The organism is Streptomyces sp. V4I2, from assembly GCF_030817655.1.
Classification (GTDB): Bacteria; Actinomycetota; Actinomycetes; order Streptomycetales; family Streptomycetaceae; genus Streptomyces; species Streptomyces plumbiresistens.
This window is the reverse complement of sequence record NZ_JAUSZM010000003.1, coordinates 410,137-431,333: the sequence shown is the minus strand read 5'-3', so window position 1 is coordinate 431,333 and position 21,197 is coordinate 410,137. Positions and strand designations below refer to the sequence as shown.

At 68.8% G+C, this 21,197-nt stretch carries 17 protein-coding genes and 4 pseudogenes; 10 read left to right on the top strand and 11 right to left on the bottom strand.

Annotated elements, in window-relative coordinates:
* Positions 1-38: 38 nt before the first annotated feature.
* Both QFZ76_RS02675 and QFZ76_RS02670 read right to left on the bottom strand, forming a co-directional pair.
* Positions 39-1,415, bottom strand: coding sequence for an IS1380 family transposase (locus tag QFZ76_RS02675; RefSeq protein WP_307672154.1), 1,377 nt, complete (start codon positions 1,413-1,415; stop codon positions 39-41).
* 47 nt (positions 1,416-1,462) lie between these two features.
* A complete protein-coding gene (locus tag QFZ76_RS02670; protein ID WP_307672153.1) occupies positions 1,463-2,065 on the bottom strand; it encodes a serine hydrolase in 603 nt (200 codons plus the stop codon).
* A 133-nt stretch (positions 2,066-2,198) separates the two neighbouring features.
* Here QFZ76_RS02670 and QFZ76_RS02665 point away from each other — a divergent pair, with 133 nt between their 5' ends.
* On the top strand, positions 2,199-2,327 hold the full coding sequence (locus QFZ76_RS02665; protein ID WP_307672152.1) for a hypothetical protein: 129 nt from the start codon (positions 2,199-2,201) through the stop codon (positions 2,325-2,327).
* Positions 2,328-2,334: 7 nt separating this feature from the next.
* On the opposite strand, the gene QFZ76_RS02660 is transcribed toward QFZ76_RS02665, so the two are convergent.
* Positions 2,335-2,493 carry a hypothetical protein gene (locus tag QFZ76_RS02660; RefSeq protein WP_307672151.1) on the bottom strand — a complete coding sequence of 53 codons (159 nt, stop codon included), beginning with the start codon at positions 2,491-2,493 and terminating at the stop codon, positions 2,335-2,337.
* A 270-nt stretch (positions 2,494-2,763) separates the two neighbouring features.
* On the opposite strand from QFZ76_RS02660, the gene QFZ76_RS02655 reads away from it, so the two are divergent.
* Positions 2,764-4,611 (top strand): glycoside hydrolase family 15 protein, encoded by a 1,848-nt coding sequence (locus QFZ76_RS02655; protein ID WP_307672150.1) that lies wholly within the window; start codon positions 2,764-2,766, stop codon positions 4,609-4,611.
* A gap of 23 nt (positions 4,612-4,634) precedes the next feature.
* Here QFZ76_RS02655 and QFZ76_RS02650 read toward each other — a convergent pair whose 3' ends face one another.
* The 5 genes from QFZ76_RS02650 to QFZ76_RS02630 form a co-directional block, all read right to left on the bottom strand.
* Entirely contained in the window at positions 4,635-6,407 is a 1,773-nt protein-coding gene (locus QFZ76_RS02650; protein ID WP_307672149.1) for a sodium:proton antiporter, read from the bottom strand.
* A 52-nt stretch (positions 6,408-6,459) separates the two neighbouring features.
* Positions 6,460-7,518, bottom strand: a complete 1,059-nt coding sequence (locus tag QFZ76_RS02645; protein WP_307672148.1) for a cytochrome d ubiquinol oxidase subunit II — start codon at positions 7,516-7,518, stop codon at positions 6,460-6,462.
* Positions 7,515-8,993 (bottom strand): cytochrome ubiquinol oxidase subunit I, encoded by a 1,479-nt coding sequence (locus QFZ76_RS02640; RefSeq protein WP_307672147.1) that lies wholly within the window; start codon positions 8,991-8,993, stop codon positions 7,515-7,517. The genes QFZ76_RS02645 and QFZ76_RS02640 overlap by 4 nt, the downstream gene beginning before the upstream one ends.
* Positions 8,994-9,028: 35 nt before the next feature.
* Positions 9,029-9,868, bottom strand: coding sequence for an SDR family oxidoreductase (locus QFZ76_RS02635; RefSeq protein WP_307672146.1), 840 nt, complete (start codon positions 9,866-9,868; stop codon positions 9,029-9,031).
* Between the two features lie 423 nt (positions 9,869-10,291).
* Positions 10,292-10,576: an SHOCT domain-containing protein gene (locus tag QFZ76_RS02630; RefSeq protein WP_307672145.1), complete on the bottom strand. Its 285-nt coding sequence runs from the start codon at positions 10,574-10,576 to the stop codon at positions 10,292-10,294.
* Positions 10,577-10,813: 237 nt separating this feature from the next.
* Here QFZ76_RS02630 and QFZ76_RS02625 point away from each other — a divergent pair, with 237 nt between their 5' ends.
* Complete coding sequence (locus QFZ76_RS02625; protein ID WP_307672144.1) at positions 10,814-11,248, top strand: hypothetical protein; 435 nt, start codon at positions 10,814-10,816, stop codon at positions 11,246-11,248.
* A gap of 273 nt (positions 11,249-11,521) precedes the next feature.
* Positions 11,522-11,860 (top strand): shikimate kinase, encoded by a 339-nt coding sequence (locus QFZ76_RS02620; protein ID WP_307672143.1) that lies wholly within the window; start codon positions 11,522-11,524, stop codon positions 11,858-11,860.
* A gap of 65 nt (positions 11,861-11,925) precedes the next feature.
* Here the strand turns inward: QFZ76_RS02620 and QFZ76_RS02615 are convergent, their stop codons facing one another.
* Positions 11,926-12,381: a DUF6325 family protein gene (locus tag QFZ76_RS02615; protein ID WP_307672142.1), complete on the bottom strand. Its 456-nt coding sequence runs from the start codon at positions 12,379-12,381 to the stop codon at positions 11,926-11,928.
* A gap of 154 nt (positions 12,382-12,535) precedes the next feature.
* Here QFZ76_RS02615 and QFZ76_RS02610 point away from each other — a divergent pair, with 154 nt between their 5' ends.
* A complete protein-coding gene (locus QFZ76_RS02610) occupies positions 12,536-13,921 on the top strand; it encodes a hypothetical protein (RefSeq protein WP_307672141.1) in 1,386 nt (461 codons plus the stop codon).
* On the opposite strand, the pseudogene QFZ76_RS02605 reads toward QFZ76_RS02610, so the two are convergent.
* Positions 13,914-14,314: pseudogene (locus QFZ76_RS02605) on the bottom strand (DUF389 domain-containing protein); the annotation flags it as partial. The gene QFZ76_RS02610 and the pseudogene QFZ76_RS02605 overlap by 8 nt on opposite strands.
* 519 nt (positions 14,315-14,833) lie before the next feature.
* On the opposite strand from QFZ76_RS02605, the pseudogene QFZ76_RS02600 reads away from it, so the two are divergent.
* The 5 genes and pseudogenes from QFZ76_RS02600 to QFZ76_RS02580 all read left to right on the top strand — a co-directional run.
* Positions 14,834-16,341 (top strand): annotated as a pseudogene (locus QFZ76_RS02600) (IS200/IS605 family accessory protein TnpB-related protein).
* 227 nt (positions 16,342-16,568) lie between these two features.
* Positions 16,569-17,636, top strand: a complete 1,068-nt coding sequence (locus QFZ76_RS02595) for an IS110 family transposase (RefSeq protein WP_307672140.1) — start codon at positions 16,569-16,571, stop codon at positions 17,634-17,636.
* Between the two features lie 39 nt (positions 17,637-17,675).
* Positions 17,676-18,155: pseudogene (locus QFZ76_RS02590) on the top strand (cyclase family protein); the annotation flags it as partial.
* 198 nt (positions 18,156-18,353) lie between these two features.
* Entirely contained in the window at positions 18,354-19,940 is a 1,587-nt protein-coding gene (locus QFZ76_RS02585; protein ID WP_307672139.1) for a GMC oxidoreductase, read from the top strand.
* 311 nt (positions 19,941-20,251) lie between these two features.
* Positions 20,252-20,477, top strand: a pseudogene (locus QFZ76_RS02580) (transposase family protein); the annotation flags it as partial.
* Positions 20,478-20,499: 22 nt separating this feature from the next.
* Here QFZ76_RS02580 and QFZ76_RS02575 read toward each other — a convergent pair.
* Positions 20,500-21,078 carry a dihydrofolate reductase family protein gene (locus QFZ76_RS02575; protein ID WP_307672138.1) on the bottom strand — a complete coding sequence of 193 codons (579 nt, stop codon included), beginning with the start codon at positions 21,076-21,078 and terminating at the stop codon, positions 20,500-20,502.
* Between the last annotated feature and the right edge of the window lie 119 nt (positions 21,079-21,197).

Genomic DNA, 21,197 nt, shown 5'->3' with positions numbered 1-21,197 from the left:
GGGCGGGTGATGCTGTCGCAGGGACGGTGGGTTGCTGGTCAGCCGGGGTCGGGCAGGAGCGCGAGTCGTTCGAGGGCAGCGGTGATCTCGCCGGTCCAGGGCCAGTGCCGGGCGAGGCGGAGAATCCTGCGCCGACCGGTGGTGACGAGCCGGCCGGCTGCGGAGAACAGGCGGAATCGCAGGCGGCGGGGTTCCCAGAGACGGGCCTGGCCGGTCAGGGCGAGCATGGGCATCCAGGCCAGCAGGTCGAGCGCGATCTGGACGATCTCCATCCAGACCCGGTTCTGGGCGGTGTCGTGCAGGGGCAGGTTGCGCAGGCCGGTGGCCCGGGCGGCCCGGATCCGGTCCTCGGCCCGTGCCCGGAGCCGGTGACGCAGCTCGAGCTCGGCGATCGGCCGGCCGGTGGTGTTGGTCGCGAAGCACGTGATCCGCATGCCGTCCGCGTCCGTGATCCTCAACTGGGCGCCGGGATGGGGCCGTTCCTTGCGGACGATGAGCCGCATGCCCTTGGGCCAGCCGTCCAGGAGCCTGCCGGTGAGCTCGGCGGCCCAGGCCCCGTCCCGGGCCTCACCGTCGGCCTCGACGGCCGGGGTCCAGGCCGAGGCGGGGACCTTCAGCACATGCTCGTGGATCGCTTCGGTGACCGTCATACCGACCGAGTAGGACAGCCATCGGCCCTGCTTCGCGAGCCAGGACACGAAGTCGTGGGTTCCGCCGGCGGAGTCCGTACGGATCAGCGTCTGCCGTCCTCGTCGGTAGCGCTTGGGCAGTTGGGCCAGGGCGAGTTGGGCGGTGGTGATGTGGTCGGCGGCGGTGTTGGAGCCCGCGTTTCCCGGTCTGAGGAGGGTGGCGACGGGCTCTCCGGTTCCGCCCGGTCCGTGGTCGACGAAGGCCGTCAGCGGGTGATGGCCGTAGGTCTTCTTCCAGGTCGCGGCCGCGTCCTGCTTGTCGGAGTGGGCGAGCACGAGGACGCCGTCGAGGTCGACGGTGACCTGGCCGTCGGCGTCCGGGGCGTTCTCGCCGGCCAACGACCAGGCACGATGGCGGACTTCGGAGCGTGCGGACCGGATGGCCTGCAGGGCTTTCTCGCCGGATGCGGCGAGGGTGTCGATCAGGCGGGAGACGGTCGGGTCGGAGGCGACCGGGCCGAAGACGGCCGGCTCACACCGCAGCATGGTGACGTCCGCGAGGCAGTCCCCGCCCAGTGCGACCGCTATGGCGACGTCCAGGAGGATCTTGCCGGGATCGTGGACGGCCCGCGGTTTGCGCCACGGAGCCAGAGCTGCGGATATCGCCTGGTCAAGGCCCGTCTTGCGGACCGTCTCCAGCAGCAGGACCGCACCGGCCTGCGAGACCACCTGCCGACCGTCTCCCTGGACACTGACACGTGGGTACGACGAGATAGGCTCTCTCACCTGGAAAGTGCTCTTTTCCTTGCAGCCAACAGGACCCTCAGCAAGTCCTATCGTTGCAGGTCAAGGGCACTTTCCGTGTTTCTGATCAACTCTTGGAACAGCCCACCTCGTGAAAGCGCGAGGCTAGGTTCGAGCAGCTTCTTCTTCAATGCCCTCTCGTACGAAGCGCCGCTGAGGGCCGCGAGGATCGCACCGGCCAGGAAGTAGTTGCCGTTGTAGTAGGACCAGCGCGTCCCGGGCTCCAGTTCGTGCCCAGCGCGTACTACGAGTCGGGCTGCCTCGTTGAGCGCGTGACGTCCGTCGCCCAAAGCGGACACAGTGGTCGCGTCCACGGACTCGCGCAGCCCCGAGACCTGCCCGAGGATCTGCTCGATGGTGAGGCTCACATCGGCTCGCCAGTCAGGCGCGAGGCCTGGAAGCAGCTCGATGGCGGGTGTGCTCAGCGGGACATCGTTCTCCCGCAATGTCTGCACGAGCGCAGTAGAGGTGAAGATCTTCGTCAACGACGCGATTCGAAAGCACGAATCCGAGGTCACCCGAACCGCCCCGCGCATAGCCACGCTTCTTGCCCCCGCTGCGGAAAGCCCCGCTATCACGGCCGGGGCACCGCGAAGATCGACCTGCTTGTCGAGTAACTCCTGGAGATTCACAGCAGACACCCTACCGACGTCCACGAGCTGCGATGCCTCGTCGAGAAGACCTGATGAGGCCCTGCACCACCTACGAGATGTCACGTTCGCCGAGGATGCCTCCCGCGTCCGCACCCGAAACGCGCCCCGCGTCATGGCGACCCTGCGCAACCTCGCCATCGGCCTCATGCGCCAAGCCGGCTGGGCGAACCTCGCCGCTGCCACCGACCACTACCGGTCACGGCCCGAGCACGTACTCGACCTGCCCCATCTCACAAGCTGAGAACGCATCAGCCCTGGCTCGGCGGCCAGTCCGCCCCGTTGGCGGCAATGGCCAATTCGGCGAGGACGACGCCCAGCGCCATTCCGAACAGCGGCACGATCCACAAGCTGGCCTTTGTGTACTGCCGCAGTCGGAATACGGAGGCCCAGGACATCATGCTGCGCATGCCCGTACCTTTCCCTCGGCCGGGAGGGCCTTCGTTGCAGGTACGGCCACCGTATGGCAATGAATGGACGTGCGCAGCGGCACGGCATCAGCAGTGCAGCCGCTGGATTCGTTCAGCAGGACCGACGGGACCTTCTTGCATAGGCTGGACAGGTGAACCACTGCTACGAGTCCTCGTGCGGCGTTTCCGCCGTCCGGTCGACGCCCGATGACATGCGCGGAGTACGCCGGACCGGCTGGGGGTTCGCTTCTGGGTGAAAGCAGGCTGTTGATGAATGAATCCCCGTTGATCGAAGACCATGGCCTGATCGGTGATCTGCAGACGGCGGCCCTGGTGACCACTGACGGCACCATCGACTGGTTCTGCTGTCCGCGATTCGATTCGCCCAGTGTGTTCGGCGCTCTGCTGGATTGGGAAAAGGGCGGTCACTTCACTGTCCGGCCTGCCAACACGACCTACACGACGAAGCAGCTGTACTTTCCCGACACGGCCATTCTCGTCACCCGCTTCATGACGGAGTCCGGCACCGGCGAAGTGGTCGACTTCATGCCGGTGACCGGAGCCGTCGCAACCGACCGCCATCGTCTCGTCCGCATGCTGCGGTGTGTGCGTGGCAGCATGACGTTCGAAGGGGACATCGCCCCCCGGTTCGACTACGGCCGCGCACCGCACGAACTGCACATCACGGAGCACGGCGCGGTGTTCACCTCACCAGGACTGGAAGTGGCCGTGCACGCCGTCCGCGAGCCGGAGGACGAGCGGCTGCTGAACCTGCTGTCGGGTGACCGGGATCTTCACTTCACCCTGCCCCTGCGGGCCGGACAGCAGCGCGGCGTCGTCCTGGAGTCGTCGCCGGATGGGCCGCCCCATGAAATCCGTGTCGCGGAGTTCCAGCAGCTCCACGCGGAGACGATCCGCTTCTGGCGGTCATGGCTCGCCCAGTCCCGTTACTCGGGCCGGTGGCGCGAGGCGGTGGAACGCTCGGCCGTGACGCTGAAGCTCATGACCTATGCGCCGAGTGGAGCCCTGGTCGCGGCCCCCACGGCGGGCCTGCCGGAGCAGCTGGGCGGCGAGCGCAACTGGGACTACCGGTTCACCTGGATCCGGGATGCCTCCTTCTCGGTCTACGCCCTGCTCGGCCTGGGTTTCAAGGAAGAGGCGACAGCGTTCATCAGCTGGCTGCGCGATCGCGTGAGGGAAGAGGCCGGGGGAGACACCGATACGGGACCGCTGAACATCATGTACCGGGTCGACGGCTCTTCCGACCTGGTGGAGGAGACTTTGGAGCACTGGGCGGGGTACGAGGGCTCCGCTCCTGTGCGCATCGGCAACGGGGCCGCGAACCAGATGCAGATGGACATCTACGGCGAGGCGCTGGACAGCATCTACTTCGCGCACCAACACGGAATCCAGCTCGACATCAAGGGCTGGACCGCACTGCACACACTCCTCGACTGGCTGGTCGACCACTGGGATCAGCCCGGCGAGGGACTGTGGGAGACCCGCGGCGGACGCAAGGACTTCACCTACGGCCGGGTGATGTCGTGGGTCGCCTTCGACCGGGCCCTGCGGCTTTCCTCGGTGAGTGGCCGTCCGGCGGCCCGTGGGCGCTGGGCGACCGAACGTGACCGGATCTACGACCAGGTGCTGACACAGGGATGGGATCCGAAGCACGAGGCTTTCGTGCAGCACTACGGCAGTGACGTATTGGACTCTTCGCTGCTGCGGATGCCGACGGTCGGCTTCATCACCCCGGACGACCCGATGTGGGGCTCCACGCTGGACGCCGTGGACCGCGAGCTGGTCAGCGACAGCCTGGTCTACCGCTACAACCCGGAGGTGTCGCCCGATGGACTGCGCGGCTCCGAAGGGACCTTCTCCCTGTGCACGTTCATGTACGTCGATGCCCTGGCACGAGCCGGGCGGACCGATCAGGCCAGGCTCGTACTGGAGCAGATGCTCACGTACGCCAACCACCTGGGGCTGTATTCCGAGGAGATCGACCTGACGGGGCGACAGCTCGGCAACTTCCCACAGGCGTTCACGCACCTCGCGCTGATCGATGCGGCCATCACCCTGGACGCGACGCTCAACCGGGCCCATGCGGGCGCGACGTAGCCCGGGCGGCGGCTGGTCGAGGCCTACGGCGGGGGAGGGGCGGAGCCGAGCAGTACGACGCTGTCGCCCTCTTGCGGCGTGACGGGGCCGGTGCGGGTGACCGGTTCGAGCCGGTGGTTGGCCCGCACCACGAAGAGCGTGTCGTGGCGGCCGGCGGGCACCGGGATGGAGGCAGGCTGGACCAGGAAGCGGGCTCCCGCCTCGTAACGCGCTGCCAGGGCGTGCCGGACGAGTGTACTGCCGAAGAGGATGGCACCGCCGGTGTAGGGGGCGACGACGCCGTGGCTTTCGTGCGGAGGTCCGACCCGGTAGACAGGGCCCTCGACGTTGTCCTGCATCACGACCGAGGCGAGGGCGTTGAAGTCGTCGTCGTCGGTGGCCAGGAACACGGCGGTCACCCCCTCCAGCCGTGCCCCGGGGTTGGTGGCCGTGGCCAGCAGATCGCCCCTGGCCAGCTGGATCCCCGCATCCTTGATCCTTTGCCGCTCCTCGTCGAGCCCTGCCCACATCAGCATGTCGAGTCCGGCGGATTGCAGGGACCGCCCCAGGTCGACCACCCAGGGCTCTCCGCCCACCAGGAGGATGCGTGTGCCCGACGGTTTGACGACGGCCAGCCGTCGGGCCACCGGGACCGCGGTCAGCGCGTACAGCAGGACGGTTCCCACGATGACCAGGAAGGTCACCGGGAGGATCCTGGAGGCGCCGGTCACCCCTTGGTCGACGAGCCCGGCCGAGAAGGCCGACGCCGTGGCGGCGGCGACGATGCCGCGCGGGTCCATCCACCCGATGAATGCCCGTTCTCCCCGGGTCAGGCCCGAACGTGCCGTTGCGGCGAAGGCGACCAGGGGACGCACCACCAGTACGAGGATCGCGATCAGGGCGAGGGCGGGGAGCAGTACGGGGACCAGCGAGGACGGGGTGACGGTGGTCGAGATGGAGACGAACAGCACGCCGATGATCAGCTGGACCAGGGTCTCGAAGAAGGGCCGGCGAGCGGGCATGTCGAAGCCGCGGATGTTGGTGACGGCCAGTCCCGTGACGATCGCGGCGATGAGTCCCGTGTCGTCCCGGACGATGTCACAGCCGGCCGACACGGCGATCACCGTCGCGAGCTGTGCAAGCGTGCCCAGCGTCTCGCCGAGGCGCAGGACGCGCAGCGTCCACCACAGCAGCATCGCGCCGACGGCTCCGCCGATCAGGCCGACGGCAAGGCTGATACCGAACTGGCCCAGCTGGTAGCCCCGGCCGATGTCGACCTGGTGGGACGACGCGATGGCGTGGAAGGTGAGTGCGCCGAGAATGCCGCCGATCGGGTCGGTCAGCGTTCCTTCCCAGATCAGGATGCGTCGGACCTTGTCGTTGGGCCGTACGTAGTCGAGCAGCGGACCTACGACTGTCGGCCCCGAGACGACGAGGATCACACCGAGCATCGCGGCCACCCGCAGCGGCATGTCGAACAGGGCGGGTGACACCGCGGCGGTGACCAGAAACGTCACCAGGACCCCGTACAGCAGCAGTCTGCCCACGATCCACCGCGTCGGACCGGTCAGGTTGCGCAGATTGAGGCCCAGACCGGCGTCGTAGAGGATCACCGCCACGGCCAGGGACACCAGGGCGGAGAAGTTCGCCCCCATCAGCTTGTCGGGGTGGACGACATCGGTGAGGGCGCCGGCGGCGAATCCCGCGGGCAGCAGCAGGATCAGGGCAGGTACGCGCAGCTTGCTCGCCAGGATCTGTGAGCCGGTGGCGAGCACCATGGTCAGTGCCAGTCCGAGAAGAATCTGGTCGTCGGTCACGGCGCCTCCTTGCGGAGCGCTGCCCGATCGGATGCGACCGCGAGCCGGGGCATCAGACGGTGCCTGCCGTGCCGTCGCCGTCCGGGCCGTTTCCCTTGCGCAGGTCGGCGTCGGTGAGTGCTTCCAGTTCGCCGTGGGTGTCGAGCCAGTACAACAGGACGACCGCCGGCACGACGAGCACCAGGGCCACCAGGGTGACCACCACGAGCCAGGTCAGCGTGCCCGATGCGCCCGCCCCGTCGGCCACGGTCAGCGAGGTGGGGACGAGATAGGGACGCTGGGCCATGCCCCAGGCGATGACACCGGAGGCGACGACCCCGATGGCCGTGACGCGGGCCCAGTTTCCCGGCGTCCGCAGCATCAGCCAGGCCGTGGCGAGCGCGGCCACTCCGGCGATGACGGCGAACAGCAGCCCCGCTCCGTGGGTGAGCCCGTGCGAGACGTGCGGGGCGTCGTCAGCGAGGACGAACAGGGTGATCACCGCGAGGACGGCCAGCACGACGAGACTGGCCAGCGCGCGCCGCCGGAAGTAGCCGATCAGCTCAAAGACTTCGAACCGGCGGGCATCCCCGGAGAGAAAGACCGCGCCGAGGAAGGCCGTCGTCGTGATGGCCAGCAGCCCGATCAGGAGCGAGGTGGGGTTGGACCACGCGTCCGCCGTTGCCTCGGTGCCGGCGGCCACCCGGCCGGAGGCGACTGCGCCGACGGCGGTGCCGAGAAAGAACGGTGTCACGAGCGAGGACACGGCGAACACGGCTCCGTAGACGCGTCGGCCGACCAGCCGGCGGCTGGCCTTGCGGAAGGCGAAGCCGGCACCGCGCAGGACGAGGCCCACGGCCGCCAGCGCCAGGGGCAGCCACAGCGCGGAGAACACGGTCTGGAAGAACGACGGGAAGCCGGTCCACAAGATGACGAAGACGAAGATCAACCAGACGTTGTTGACTTCCCACACAGGCGCCATGGCATGGTCGATGAGCCACCGCGGGCGCTTGCCGCGGTCCGTGCCCCCGGCGGTGAGGTCCCAGAATCCGGCCCCGTAGTCCGTGCCGCCGGCGCCGGCGTACGCGGCGACGGCGAGCAGCAGCACCACTGCGACGAGGTCGGCGGTCACGGTCGGCCGTCCTCGGACGGGGCGGGTCCGCTGCCGGTGGTGGCGTCGCCGCCGGGAACAGGTACCCGCGGCCCGTAGGGACCGTCCGCCTCCGGCGCATGGGCCGGGTGCCAGGACGCCTGCTGTTCGTCGGCGAGCCGCCAGCGGGTCCGCATCTTGAGCAGGATGCCGAGGAGCGAGCCGAAGACGAGCAGGTACACCACGATCACCACGCCGAGCGTGATCCACAGGGTGAGGGACGGGGTCGAGGTCACAGCCTCGGCGACCTTCATGTTCTGGTACACGATCCAGGGCTGGCGTCCCACCTCGGTGGCGATCCAGCCGCATTCGACCGCCACCACGGAGGCGACGCCCGCGCAGGCCGCGCTGCGATAGAACCACCTGGAGGCCGGAAGCCTGCGGTGCCGCAGCCAGACCAGGCCGTACAAGAGAGCCAGGAGTACCAGAGCGGACCCGACGCCGACCATGATGTCGAAGGCCCAGTGGGCGATGGTTGCCTGCGTGGCAGTCGGCCGTTCGTCGGCCGGCACGGAGGTCAGCCCGACCACCTTGGTGTTCGGGCTGAAGCCGGCCAGGAAGGAGTCGAGCAGGGGGATCTTGATGCCGCCCGATACGGATCCGTCCGGGTGCAGGCGGCCGAAGAGGTACTCCGGTACCCGGGTGTCGGTCTTCCAGACGATCTCCATCGCGGCGAACTTCACCGGCTGCTTGTGGAACACCGACCGGGCGATGGCGTCACCCAGGACGAACTGGACGGGCGTGGCGACCGCGGCGATGGTGAAGGGAACGGCGAAGCCGAGCCGGTGGTAGTGGTCCCGGCGGCCGCGCAGCCAGCCGACGGCGTAGACCCCGGCCACCATGTACCCGGCCGTGAGCAGCATCGCCACGACGAAGTGCCAGTACTGCGGCCCGAACATCGGCGTGAAGATGGCCTTCCACACGTTCACGTCGACGGGATCGCCGTCGGCGTTCAGGGAGAAGCCCTGGGGCGTGTTCATCCAGGAGTTGGCGGCCAGGATGCCGAACGCCCCGAGCAGGGCGGTGATCGGCAGCGGCAGCCCGAGCAGGAAGTGCGTACGGGGCTTCAGCCGGCGCCATCCGTACAGGTAGATGGCGATGAGCACGGCTTCGAGGAAGAACGCCCATGCCTCGACACCGAACCCGATACCGAAGACATCACCCCACCTGCCCATCAGGCCCGGCCAGAGCAGGCCGAACTCGAAGGAGAGCACCGTGCCGGTGACCACACCGACCGCGAACTGGACCGCCATGACGGCCGACCAGCGCCGCGCCAGCAGGAGGGCGGTGGCGTCGTTGCGGCGCAGCCCGAGGAAGTGCATGACCAAGGTGATGAGAGGAAGCGCCACACCCAGGGGGACCAGGATGATGTGAGAGGTCAGGGTGAAGGCCATGAGCTCCCGGGCGGGCAGCAGCTGAGCGGGGGCATCCGCGAGCAGATGGACCGAAGTGTGCATGAAGGCCTTCACTGTTCAGGACATACAGGAGAAGGTCAGCCGCCGGTGGCGAAGCCGGGGAAGAGGGTCATTCCGCCGTCGACGTAGAGCGTCGTGCCCACCACGTAGTCCATGAGGTCGGAGGCGAGTGCGACGACGGCATGGGCGATGTCCTGAGGGTCGCCGATCCGGTTGTAGGGGATGAGCCGCAGCAGCTCCTCGCGGGCCTCCGGCGTCTCCCAGGCACCGCGGTTGATCGGCGTCCGGATGGCTCCCGGGGCAACCGCGTTGACCCGGATCTTGTGCGGGGCGAGTTCCTGGGCGAGGGTCGCCATCATCATCTGCACGCCGCCCTTGGACGAGGCGTAGTTGACGTGGCCCGACCAGGGGATGAGCTGGTGCACCGAACTCATACAGATGATCTTTCCGGCCGAGGAGGACACCGCCGGTACGACTCCGCGGCGCCGGAACTCCTTGGTCGCTTCCCTGGCGCACAGGAACTGGCCGGTGAGATTGACGTCGAGCACCTTCTGCCACTGCTCGAGCGCCATCTCGGTGAACGGCGCGTCGCGTTGCATGCCGGCGTTGGCGACCAGGATGTCGATCGTCCCGAACTCCTGGACCATCCGGTCCATCACGGCCGTGACCTGGTCCTCCTGGGACACGTCCGCTTCGTAGGCGGCCGCACGCACCCCGAACGAGGTGATCTCCTTAACCACTTCCTCGGCGGCGTCGCGGCCGGACACGTAGTTCACGACCACGTCGGCGCCGGCCCGGCCCAGCCCGATGGCGGTGGCCTTGCCGATCCCTGAGTTGGCCCCGGTGACCAGTGCCTTCTGGCCCTTCAGAAGCTCTACCGGAATGACGCCCTGCGTTACTGCCGCGGTGGAAGCCACGATCCACTGTCTCCTCGCTGCCGTCTCCGGGGCCTGGTCGCACCCGGCCCGGCACAAGGGCCAAAGCAATCACCTGCTGAAGGAGAGCGGGCGGTCGGGCAAGGCGCCGTTGGGCCGTCCGGCGGAACAATTCCCCCGGTCGGACCACCGACACCGCACGTCGGCCCAGCCCAGCCGGTCCCAGAGGTGGTCGCCGATCCGTAGAGCGTCGGCGATGGCCGTCTAGGACGGATTGACCGCACCGATGCCGGGGAGGAAGCTCGTGCCGACGACGCACAGGCTGTCCAGGGCACAGCCCTTGCAGGTGACGTCGAGAGCGGAAGACGCCGGGTCACGGTCCATGCCATCGTGGCCGCGCTCGACGTGGCCGAGTCGGACACTGCTGCCGAAAACGCGACCCGCCGAGTCCGGGATCGGAATCACTCAAGAGGCGAGCAGCCTGCTCTTCTGCTCGTTGAACTCGGCCTCGGTGAGGACACCCTGAGCCTTGAGCTCCCCGAGTTGCTTCAGCTGATCGATCTTGCTGCTCATGTCGACGGGGGCCTGGGCGGCAGCGGGCGCGGCGGATGCCGCAGGCTGCAGCGCGGCCTCCCGGTAGTCCTGCTGGGCCCATCGGCCCTGCTGGCGGCGGGACACACGGTTCGACACGGCGGTCGCTGTACTGGCCACGACGGCTGTGCGGGCGACCCCGCGGAGAAGACCTGGCACGGCGGTTCCTTTCTCGCTCGCAGGAGGCACAGGGGAAAACAGCCCACCCGGCCGACACGCGATTGCCAGCGCACCGGACCCTTCCATGGGAACACCGTATGAATCTCCTCGCACTTCGGCTTGGGCGCTGTCCTGCGTAAATGTCGGCGTTCTGCCGGTCTGCGGCTTTCATGGCAACCTGATAAGTGGGCCAATTGATCGCAGCCACATCAAAGTTCTGCGTGGGAGGAGCCCCGAATGACCACGACTGGAATGCACCACCGACACGGAGCCAGGAGTAGCGGCGCAGGGGCGTGGGTGACCGGCTGGACCGGCTTTGCCGGGGTCATGATGATCTTCGGTGGGTTGATGGCGATATTTCAAGGCATCGCCGCCATCGCCGAGGACGACGTCTTCGTCGCCACCCGCGACTACGTCTACAACTTCAACCTGACGAGCTGGGGCTGGATCCACCTCGTCCTCGGTGTCCTGGTGGTCCTCGCGGGCGCCGCCGTGTTCCGTGGAGAGGTGTGGGCCCGGGTGGTCGGAATCGCCCTGGCCGGCCTGGCGATGATCGCCAACTTCATGTGGCTTCCGTACCAACCCGTCTGGGCCATCGTGCTGATCGCCGTGGACGCCTTCGTCATCTGGGCACTGTGCGTCGGGAAAGGTCGAGAGGCCAGCAGCGATTAGTCGACTGCGCCGTTCCGAGCAATCCGAGGCATCGGCACTCAAGGCAGATACGAGTTCGAGTGGAAACGAAGGCGCCGGTGCCTGGTCCTACGGAACTCCGTGATCGCCGCGCTGCTGACCATCGGCGCGGCCGAGTAGCCGAGTACCTCGCAGCAATGTTCCTCTTCGCCGACGCCCGCCGCTGCGACGCCGCCGATTTGGGCGGCTGCCTTCCGGTCGGCGGTACCGAGGCGGCTCTGCGGCAGACAGCGGCCGGACGGGAACCGGAGGCCCGTGACCGGTGCCAGAGCCGGCCAAGGGCCGCCGATCGTGCTGGTCCTGGGCGTGACGGGGTCCAGGAAGACCACCGTCGGCAAGGCGGTCGCCGAGCTGATCGGACTGCCTTTCGTCGAGGGCGATGCCTTCCATCCCGCCGCGGACGTCGCCAAGATGAGCGCCGGCCACGCACTGGACGTCGCCGACCGCGAGCCCTGGTTGCGTGCCCTCGGCGACCGTACCCGTCACTCCGCCGAGGCCGGCGAGGGACTTCTTGACGCCACAGCCGGCCTCCCGGCGGCCCTCACCCGGGTGAGGGCCGCCGTCGCACGCTTCGGCGACCCCACGGCCTCTTGACCGGTCCGTCGCTGAGAGCATTGCGACGTCTCCGTCTCCGTCTCGTCGTGCCAGGGGCGGAGCCGCTACGCCCGGGGCCGACCGGGATCAGTGGCGTCCAGCGCGGCCAGGACGGCCGTCGCCGGGATCCGCCCGGAGGCGACCAGCTGCGCACCGCCGCGTCGCAGCGCGGTGGCGAAGGGCGCGGCCCACAGATTCTCGTAGACCAGGATCCCGGCGGAGTGGCCGGGTTCCAGGGCGGTCCCCGCCTCCTCGATATCGTCCTGGCCCAACAAGCCGGAGGAGGCGCCCTCGAAGACGGCCAGGTCCAGGGCCCCGTCGCCGGTGAGGTCGGCGATTTCCAGGCCGACCACGGATCCGTCCTCCTCTTTTCTGACGAACAGCAGGTCGAGGATCCGAATGAGGCCGCGATCCACCAGGTCGACCAGGAGGGGAAACCCTTCGCCCGTCATCCGGTTGCCTGGGAATTCGACGACCACATAGTCGATCGGTCCCATCGTTTCAGCGGATTCATCGCTCATGGCTTCACCTCTGGGTGGTCATGACATGGATATTTCCCCCGGCATCGAAAAGCCATTGCATCACCGGACGGAAGCGGCCGCACCTCAGTGCGGTATTCAACCCGTCGGGTCCGTTCAGGTCGCGGAGCCGGATCAGCGCCGGTCTCCTGTGACCATGACGAGCGCACCTCCGCCGGACCCGGACGAGCCCTCCGCAGGCCCGTCCGGCGGCCCGCAGGCCTCGGCGCGGGAACGCGACGAGCTGGACGAGCTGCGGCACAGGGTGAGGGCCCTGGAGAGCACCGGGCAGTCGCCCGCCACGAGGCGCCACTGGTTCCGGCCGACGGGGTCGTTCCTGCTGATCCTCCTCGCCTCGCTGCTGTCGCTGCTGGCCGTCGTCTCGGTCTGGGCGAACAGCATCGTGCGGGACACAGACCGCTACGTTGCCACCGTCGGGCCGCTGGCCAGCAGCCGGGACGTACAGAAGGCGGTCACCGACCGGGTCACCACAGCGGTTCTGGCACAGGTCGACGTGGAGAAACTGGTCAAGGAGCTGGAGCAGGCGGCCGCACAGAGGGGAGCTCCGCCCAAGGCGGCCGAGCTGCTCGGCAACCTGAAGGGCCCGATCACCAGCGGCTTGAAGAGCCTGGTCGGCGACACCGTGGAGCGGGTGGTCTCCAGCAGTGCCTTCGACACCGTCTGGGTGAACGCGAACCGCAGGGCACACAGCGCGATCGACAAGGCCCTCACGGGCGAGTCCGACAGTGCGGTGTCCGTGAAGAACGGTCAGGTCGCCATCGACCTGGGTCCGATCGTGGCCCAGGTCAAGGAGCGACTGGTCAGCGCCGGTTTCAAGCCGGCCGCTCGCATCCCGGCAGTCCACACGCAGTTCCTGGTGTTCGCGTCGGAAGACGTCGACGAGATCAAGTGGTATCTGAGGGTGCTGGAGATCATGGGCAGCTGGCTCCCCCTCATCGTCGTACTGATCGCCGCTGCGGGCGTCTATCTGGCCGTGCACCGCCGCCGGGCCCTGATCGGGGCCGCACTGGGGGTGTTCACCGCCATGCTGCTGCTCGGCATCGCGCTCACCGTCCTACGATCCGTCTACCTCGACCATCTGCCCGCCGGGGCATCCGACGCTGCCGCCGGTGCGGTGTTCGACTCGCTGGTCAGATTCCTGCGCGCCGGTGTGCGGGCGGTCGGTGCGGTCGCTCTGGTGACGGCCGCCGGTGCCTTCCTCGTGGGCCCGTCCCGGGTCGCCGTCCTCACCCGTACGGGCTGCCGCAGGGCCATCGGTGCCCTGCGGGACGTCTCCTTGTCGGCGGGGCTCCCGCTGGGGGCGGTCGGCCGGTTCGTCCACCGCTACAAGCGGTGGATCGGCGGTGTGATCCTCGTGGTCGCCGCGGTCGTCCTGTTCACCTGGACCTACCCGACCGTGGCGGTCGTGGTGTGGACGCTGGTGATCGTGCTGGTCGCCTTCGCGATCCGCGAATTCCTGGACAGCGGCACTCCTGACACGCCGTCCGCCGCCACGCCGTCCCCTTCGACGCCGGCCGCCTGACCGCGCGCTCGCGGCGGCGTGCGCCTACCCGGTGCCAGATTGCGCGCCGGCACTTGAGCGTGCCGGTGCCGACCACGATCAGCACGACGAGGTTGAGCAGCAGTTGGAGCAGCGAACCCCAGGCATCGCCCCAGCCGGCGAACGCCGACGAGACCCCGATGTCGGCCGCCGTCGGAATGGTGGTCAGCGAAATGAAGACGCCGAGCAGTGCGCTCGGCCGGGCTCCTCGGCCAGCGAGACGATGCCGGCCAGCACCGCTACCACGGCTGAGAAGAAGTTGGGGGTATTGACCAGGTTCGAGACGGGTCTCAGCCCCACGAAGGCCTTCGGATGCAGCGCGAACCCCAGGATGAGGAGGGCGAAGAGGAAGGCCGCGGCAAGGGCCGGCAGGAACCACGAGCAGCGCCGTATCGACGGCGTCACCGTCGGGATTGCGTACGCTGCCCGACCGTCTGCCGGAGCAGGTGCAGGACGCACGGCCCGGCGCTCATCCATTGGCGCGGCGGTCCCGTAGGCCGGCGACTCGGAGTGCGAGGACCTCCTGCCTGCCGCAGGGTGGGGGGCTGGGAACTGCTGCCGGTGTACTGAGCAGAAGTGACTTCTGGTGAGAGTGAGTGAGTGCCGGGGGCTGGATGCGGTTGTTCCGCTGGCGTCAGGGCTCCACCGGCCTGGGCTGTGCTGTGGTCCTTCGCACTCGGCAGGGGAACGGGAGTTCTCGGGTCGAATGGGTGACCCTTGCGGAGGTTGCTCGTTGACTTCGGTGACGGGGATCTTCGGCCGGACGGGGGTGAAGGGGTGAGCGCACTGCGGAAGGTAGCGGCGTCGTTGGTGGTGCCCGGCCCGGCGGGGGTGGCGATCCGGGACCGGCTGCGAGTGTCGGAGTCGGATGCGGCGGTGCTCGCCGAGGTGGGGATGTTCCTGGGTTCGCTGGCGGCGGGTGATCTCGCGGAGCGGTCCCGGCAGGGGCTGGTGCATGATGCGGCCTCGTGGGCGGTGCGCAAGCGGGCGCTGACGGGGAGGTCGTCGGCGCGGTGGGCGGGCAGTATCACCAAGGCCACCCATGACCAGTGGGCGCTGGCGAGGCGCGGCCAGGCCACCCACCTGGCCTGGCTGCACAGGCAGATCGCGCGCATCGAGGCGCGGCTTGCCCGGCCGCTGGGCGCCAGGGCCGACAAGCGCGAAGGCCTGGCGCGCGGCTATGCCACGCGTAGTGAGCGGCATGCCAAGTCCCGCCGCCTGCATGGCTTGAAGGACCGCCTCGTGGTGGTGGAGGCGGCCCGGGCGGCGGGCCGGGTGCATGTGGTGCGCGGCGGCAAGCGTCTCGCGAACGCCCGTCACCACCTTGAGGCGGCTGGACTGGAGGCAGCGGCGTGGCGGGAGCGGTGGCGGGCGGAGCGGATGTTCCTGTCCGCCGACGGCGAGTCCGGCAAGCGCTTCGGCAACGAGACGATCCGCGTCACCGACACCGGACAGATCTCGGTCAAGTTCCCGGCCCCGCTGTCCCACCTGGCCAACGCGCCCCGCACGGCCGCTACCTCCTCGACGCGACGGTGGCGTTCCGGCACCGGGGGCAGGAGTGGCGTGACCGGATCACCGCGAACCGGGCGGTGGCCTACCGCATCCACCACGACACCGCACGTGGCCGCTGGTATGTGACCGCGTCCTGGCAGCGGGCCGCCGCCCCCGTCCTGCCGCTTCAGGCGGCCCTGGCCCACGGGGTGGTGGGGGTGGACATGAACGATGACCACCTGGCCGCCTGGCAGTTGGATGTGCACGGCAACCCGGTCGGCGAACCACGGCGCTTCTTCTACGACCTGACCGGCACCGCCGAGCACCGGGACGCGCAGCTCCGGCACGCGCTGACCCGGCTGCTGCATTACGCCCGGCGGTGCGGGGCCGCCGCGATCGCCATCGAGGACCTCGACTTCACCGACGGCACCAGCCGGGAGAAGCACGGCCGCAACACACGCTTCCGCCGCCTGCTGTCCCGCTTCCCCACCGCCAAGCTCAGGGCCCGGCTGGTGTCGATGGCCGCCGAACAGAACCTGGCCGTCGTGGCGGTCGACCCGGCCTACACCTCCCGGTGGGGTGCCCAGCACTGGCAGAAACCGCTGACCACCCCGCGACGCAAGACGTCCCGGCACGATGCGGCGAGCATCGCGGTCGGGCGACGCGCCCTCGGACACCCGATCAGGCGACGGACGGCACCGCCCCACCCCGACCAGAGTGATCGTGGTGGGCATCGGACCGCCCAGGCCCGACCGGACACCCGCAGGCGTGAGGAGACCCGCCCCCACCTGCCCGGACCGCGCACCGGATGCGTGCCGCCCGGTGGTGGAGCGAAAGCGGGCGACCAGGGTGCCCAACACCGTTCGGGACACCCGGTTGAGCAGCAGTCCTGGCAACAGGACTCACAGTGATGATTGCGGTGGCACCGCTCGGAGGTCTGACTCAAGGACTCACTGGCGCTTCGGCTGTCTGTCGGGAGAACCGTCGGCCTGTCGGGCGGTGCCACCGCGCGCGCGTGCCGGTCAGGCGTTCGTGACCTCATAGGAGCCCGGCCAAAGGTCCCATCACTGTCTTGTCCGTCCGCCCGACCGGCGCGTGCCCTCCCTGATGCGTCGTACGGAAGGACAGCACGTCCAGCATGGCAGCAGATGAGATAGCGGTCATTGGCGGGATCGACACCCACACCGACCTGCACCAGGCGGCCGCGATCGACACCGTGGGCCGGCACCTGGCCACCGAGCCGTTCCCGACCGGTCCCGCCGGCTATGAGCAGCTGCTCCACTGGCTGCGTTCGCACGGCGAGGTTCTGGCGGTAGGCATCGAGGGCACCGGCGCCTACGGGGCCGAGATCGCCCGTTTCCTGACCACAAAGGGTGTCACCGTCATCGAGGTCGACCGACCCGACCGCAAGGCCAGGCGGGACAATGGCAAGTCCGACCCGGTTGACGCCTACGCCGCCGCGACCGCCGTGCTGTCCGGCCGGGCCTCGGGCATTCCGAAGACCCGCAACGGGATCGTGGAGGCCATCCGCACCCTGCGGGTGGCCCGCAGTTCGGCCGTCAAGGCCCGCACCCAGACCATCAACCAGATCCGCACGCTCATCATCACCGCACCGGCCGCGGTGCGCGAGAGGCTGCGCGGCCTGGCCACCGGCGAGCTGATAGACGCCCTGGCCCGGTCCCGGCCCGTGGGCGACCTGGCGGATCCGGACTGCGCGGTCAGGATCACGCTGCGACGGCTCGCCCGCCGCTGCCAGCGGCTGGAGGAGGAAATCGCCGAAGCCGACGCGGACCTGGGCCCGCTGGTCACCCGGGCCGCACCACGGCTGATCGCTCTGCCCGGCGTCGGCCCCGAGAGCGCGGGCCAGCTGCTGACCACCGTCGGCGACAACCCGGACCGCCTGCGCTCGGAAGCATCCTTCGCCCACCTGTGCGGTGCCGCCCCGCTGCCGGCCTCCTCCGGCCGCACCAACCGGCACCGCCTCAACCGGGGCGGAGACCGCCAAGCCAACCGGGCCCTGCACACGATCGTGCTGGTCCGCATGCGCCACGACCAGCGCACCCGCGAGTACGTCGCCAGACGCACCGCCGAAGGCATGACCAAGAAGGACATCATGCGCTGCTTGAAACGGTTCGTCGCCCGCGAGGTCTACCAGCATCTACCCCGCCCTCACATCACCGCCGAACAGCTCAAACAAGCCGCTTGACGGTCTATAGGAGCTTCTCCCACTCAGTCTTTAGGAACGGTCCTCCTCGACATCCCCGGGCTGCACGGCGTCCCCTGGCTCGAACCCGGAACGCATGTGAGCGCCGAGGATCTCGCCGCCGCCGAGGCACGGCAAAGGGTGCGGGTCGGGCGGGGCGACATTCTGCTCGTACGGGTCGGACACCGCCGGCGGCGGGAGGAGCTGGGCCCTTGGGACGTCGCCGACGCGCGTGCCGGTCTCCATCCGACCGCGATGGAGTTCCTGGCCGAACGGGAGGTGGCCGTGCTCGGCGGCGACGGGAACAACGACACCGCCCCCAGTGCCGTACGGGGGGTCGCGTTCCCGGTACATGTGCTCGCCGTGCACGCGATGGGACTGCATCTGCTCGACCACCTGCGGTTCGAGGACCTCACACCGATCTGCGCACGGGAAGGCCGCTGGTCGTTCCTCTGCGTGATCGCCCCGCTCCGGCTGTCTGCGGCGACCGGCTCCCCGGTCAATCCTCTCGCGATCCTGTGACGGCCGGCCCGTCGTGGTGGGCCGGCCGGCATCACCGCCGGAGCGGTCATCGCGCGGGAACCCGCCGTGTCCCGTCGCCTCAGCTCACCCGAATAGTCCAACTCGCCGCAGCCATGCCCCGGAGATACGTTGGTGGTCGGGCTTGATGCCCCTTTCGAACCGGCAGGACCGGAGCACGTTCCGAGGGCGGTGGCCGGCATGACCGATGCTCAGCACTACGACGTCATCATTGTCGGAACGGGTGCGGGTGGTGGCACCATCGCCCACCGGCTGGCATCCACCGGAAAACGGATCCTCCTTCTCGAACGCGGTGACTACCTGCCCCGCGAACGCGACAACTGGGAATCCACCGCGGTCTTCGTCAAGGGGAAATACCGCGCACCGGAGTTCTGGTACGACAAAGACGGAAACCAGTTCCCGCCCGAGGTCAACTACTACGTGGGCGGCAACACCAAGTTCTACGGAGCCGCACTCTTCCGCCTGCGCCCGGAGGACTTCGGTGAACTCCGCCACCACGACGGCGTATCCCCCGCCTGGCCACTGAGCTACGAGGAACTGGAGCCGTACTACACGCAGGCCGAGCACCTCTACCGCGTCCACGGCCGGCACGGCGAGGACCCCACCGAGGGCCCCACCAGCGCGCAGTACGCCTACCCACCGGTCCAGCACGAGCCGCGCATCCAGCAACTCAGCCACGACCTGGAGAAGCAGGGCCTGCACCCCTTCCACCTCCCCATCGGGGTGAACCTCACCCAGGACGACCGGGGCCGGGCCACCCACACCAGCGCCTGCATCCGCTGCGACCGCGTCGACGGCTTCCCCTGCCTGGTCGGCGCGAAGTCCGACGCGCAGGTCATCTGCGTCGACCCCGCCCTCGAACATCCCAACGTCGAGATGGTCACCCATGCGGACGTGCGGCGTCTCGACACAGACGCGACCGGCCGCAGCGTCACCTCGGTCGTCGCGACAGTGGGGGACGGGGACGCCTCGACCGTGGAGTTCAGCGCCGACATCGTGGTCGTCGCCTGCGGTGCCGTCAACTCCGCCGTCCTGCTGCTGCGTTCGGCGGGCGACCGGCACCCGCGGGGCCTGGCCAACAGCTCGGACGTGGTGGGCCGGCACTACATGCGACACAACAACCTGGCCCTGATGGCCGTGTCCAAGGAACCGAACGACACCAGGTTCCAGAAGACCCTGGCGCTGCACGACTGGTACCTGGGATCCGACGACTGGGACTACCCTCTCGGCGGCATCCAGATGCTCGGCAAGTCCGACGCTGAGCAGATCCACGGCGAAGCGCCCCGCTGGGCCGGGGCCGTAGCCCCCGACATGCCCTTCGAGGTACTCGCCCACCACGCGGTCGACTTCTGGCTGTGCGGAGAGGACCTGCCCGCCGCCGGCAACCGCGTCACCCTGGACGGGGACGGCGGCATACACCTGGCCCTCGACGAGAAGAACAACGTCGCCGGGCTGAGACGCCTGCGGCACAAACTGCAGGACATGCTGGGCCACTTGGGCATGCACGAACACCGCCTCCTGTCGCACAGCATCTACCTGCACAAGGGCATGCCCATCGGCGCCACCGCGCATCAGGCGGGCACGGTCCGCTTCGGCCATGACTCCGAGACCTCCGCCCTCGACGTCAACTGCAAGGCCCACGATCTCGACAACCTCTACGTCGTCGACACGAGCTTCTTCCCGAGCATCGGAGCGGTCAATCCGTCTCTGACCGCCATCGCCAACGCCCTGCGCGTCGGCGAGCACATCGCGGAGCGACTGCAATGATCCACGGCCACCTGGCGACAGCGGCACCAGGCACCGCACCCCGCAGGAGCGAGCCGCACTCGGAAAGGCCGCCCGGTCGTCCAACCCCGCGCCAGCCGCTGCCGCCTCCGGTGGGGCGGAACTGGACGCGGCCGTGCAGCCGCGCTTCCGCCGGCAGGACGCCCCGGACGCGGAAGCCCCGTAGAGCGCCGTGGCCGGGTTCGGGATGGGCCAGGGGGACCAGGGCCCGCTCGACGGTGGAATGGCGGCCGATGACCTGGTGCAGGCCGACGAGCTCAAGGACCCGCAGCACCGACGGCAGGGCGCCTGCAGCTCTCGGCAAGCGGTGGCGCCTGAGCGCGCGCTGTCAGCCACTGCTGTCCTCGCCCACCTCCGCAACGGCCAGCCCTATGCCCAGCTCGCGGCCAGCTTCGGGATCGGCACCACCACCGTCTGCCGGTAGGTAACCGAGGCCGTCGAGCTCTTGGCTGCCCTCGCACCCACGCTCGCCGAAGCAGTACGGGCCGCGCGTCGATGAAGGCGTATCTGGTTCTGGACCTATCTGAGCGCTTCAGGCGGGCTAGGCGTCTCGGACGGGCTGGTAGGTGAGGAAGGCGAGGCCGTCACCGATGGTCCGCGCGCCAAGGAGTCGCAGGGGCTTCTTGTCACTCGTCTCGCCGAAGAGGCGTTCGCCGTCCCCGAGCACGACCGGGAAGACGACCAGTCGCAGCTCGTCGACCAGGTCGTACTCCATCAGTGCGCGCACAAGCTGGTAGCTGGCGTAGACGAGGATTTCCCCGTCGAGCTTCAGCTTCAGTTTCGAGACCTCGTCCACCACGTCGCCCTTCAGCACAGTCGCGTTGCTCCACGTGGGCTCTTCGAGGGTGGAGGACACGACGTACTTGGGCATGCTGTTCAACCTGTCCGCCCACTCGCCCTTCCGGGACGACCACCGCGAGGCGAACCACTCCTCGCTCCGCCGGCCCAGGAGCAAGGCATCTGCGTCCAGCGCCTCGTCGGTCTCGAGCTTGGCCCACACTTCGAGGTCCTTGCTGCCAAACTGACCGAACCAGCCGCCCAGTCTGAAGCCCTCCTGACCGTCCGGGTCCTGGACGACTCCATCGAGCGAGACATTCGTGGTGATCACGATCTTTCCCATGGTGATTCTCCCTGGTCGGCGTTGTCAGCTACCAGTGAGGTAGACACCGCGGCGTCGGGAAAGGGGCGCCCGCTGACCGCCTCTTTCCTGCTCCGGCCGGTGTCAGTACACGAGGGAAG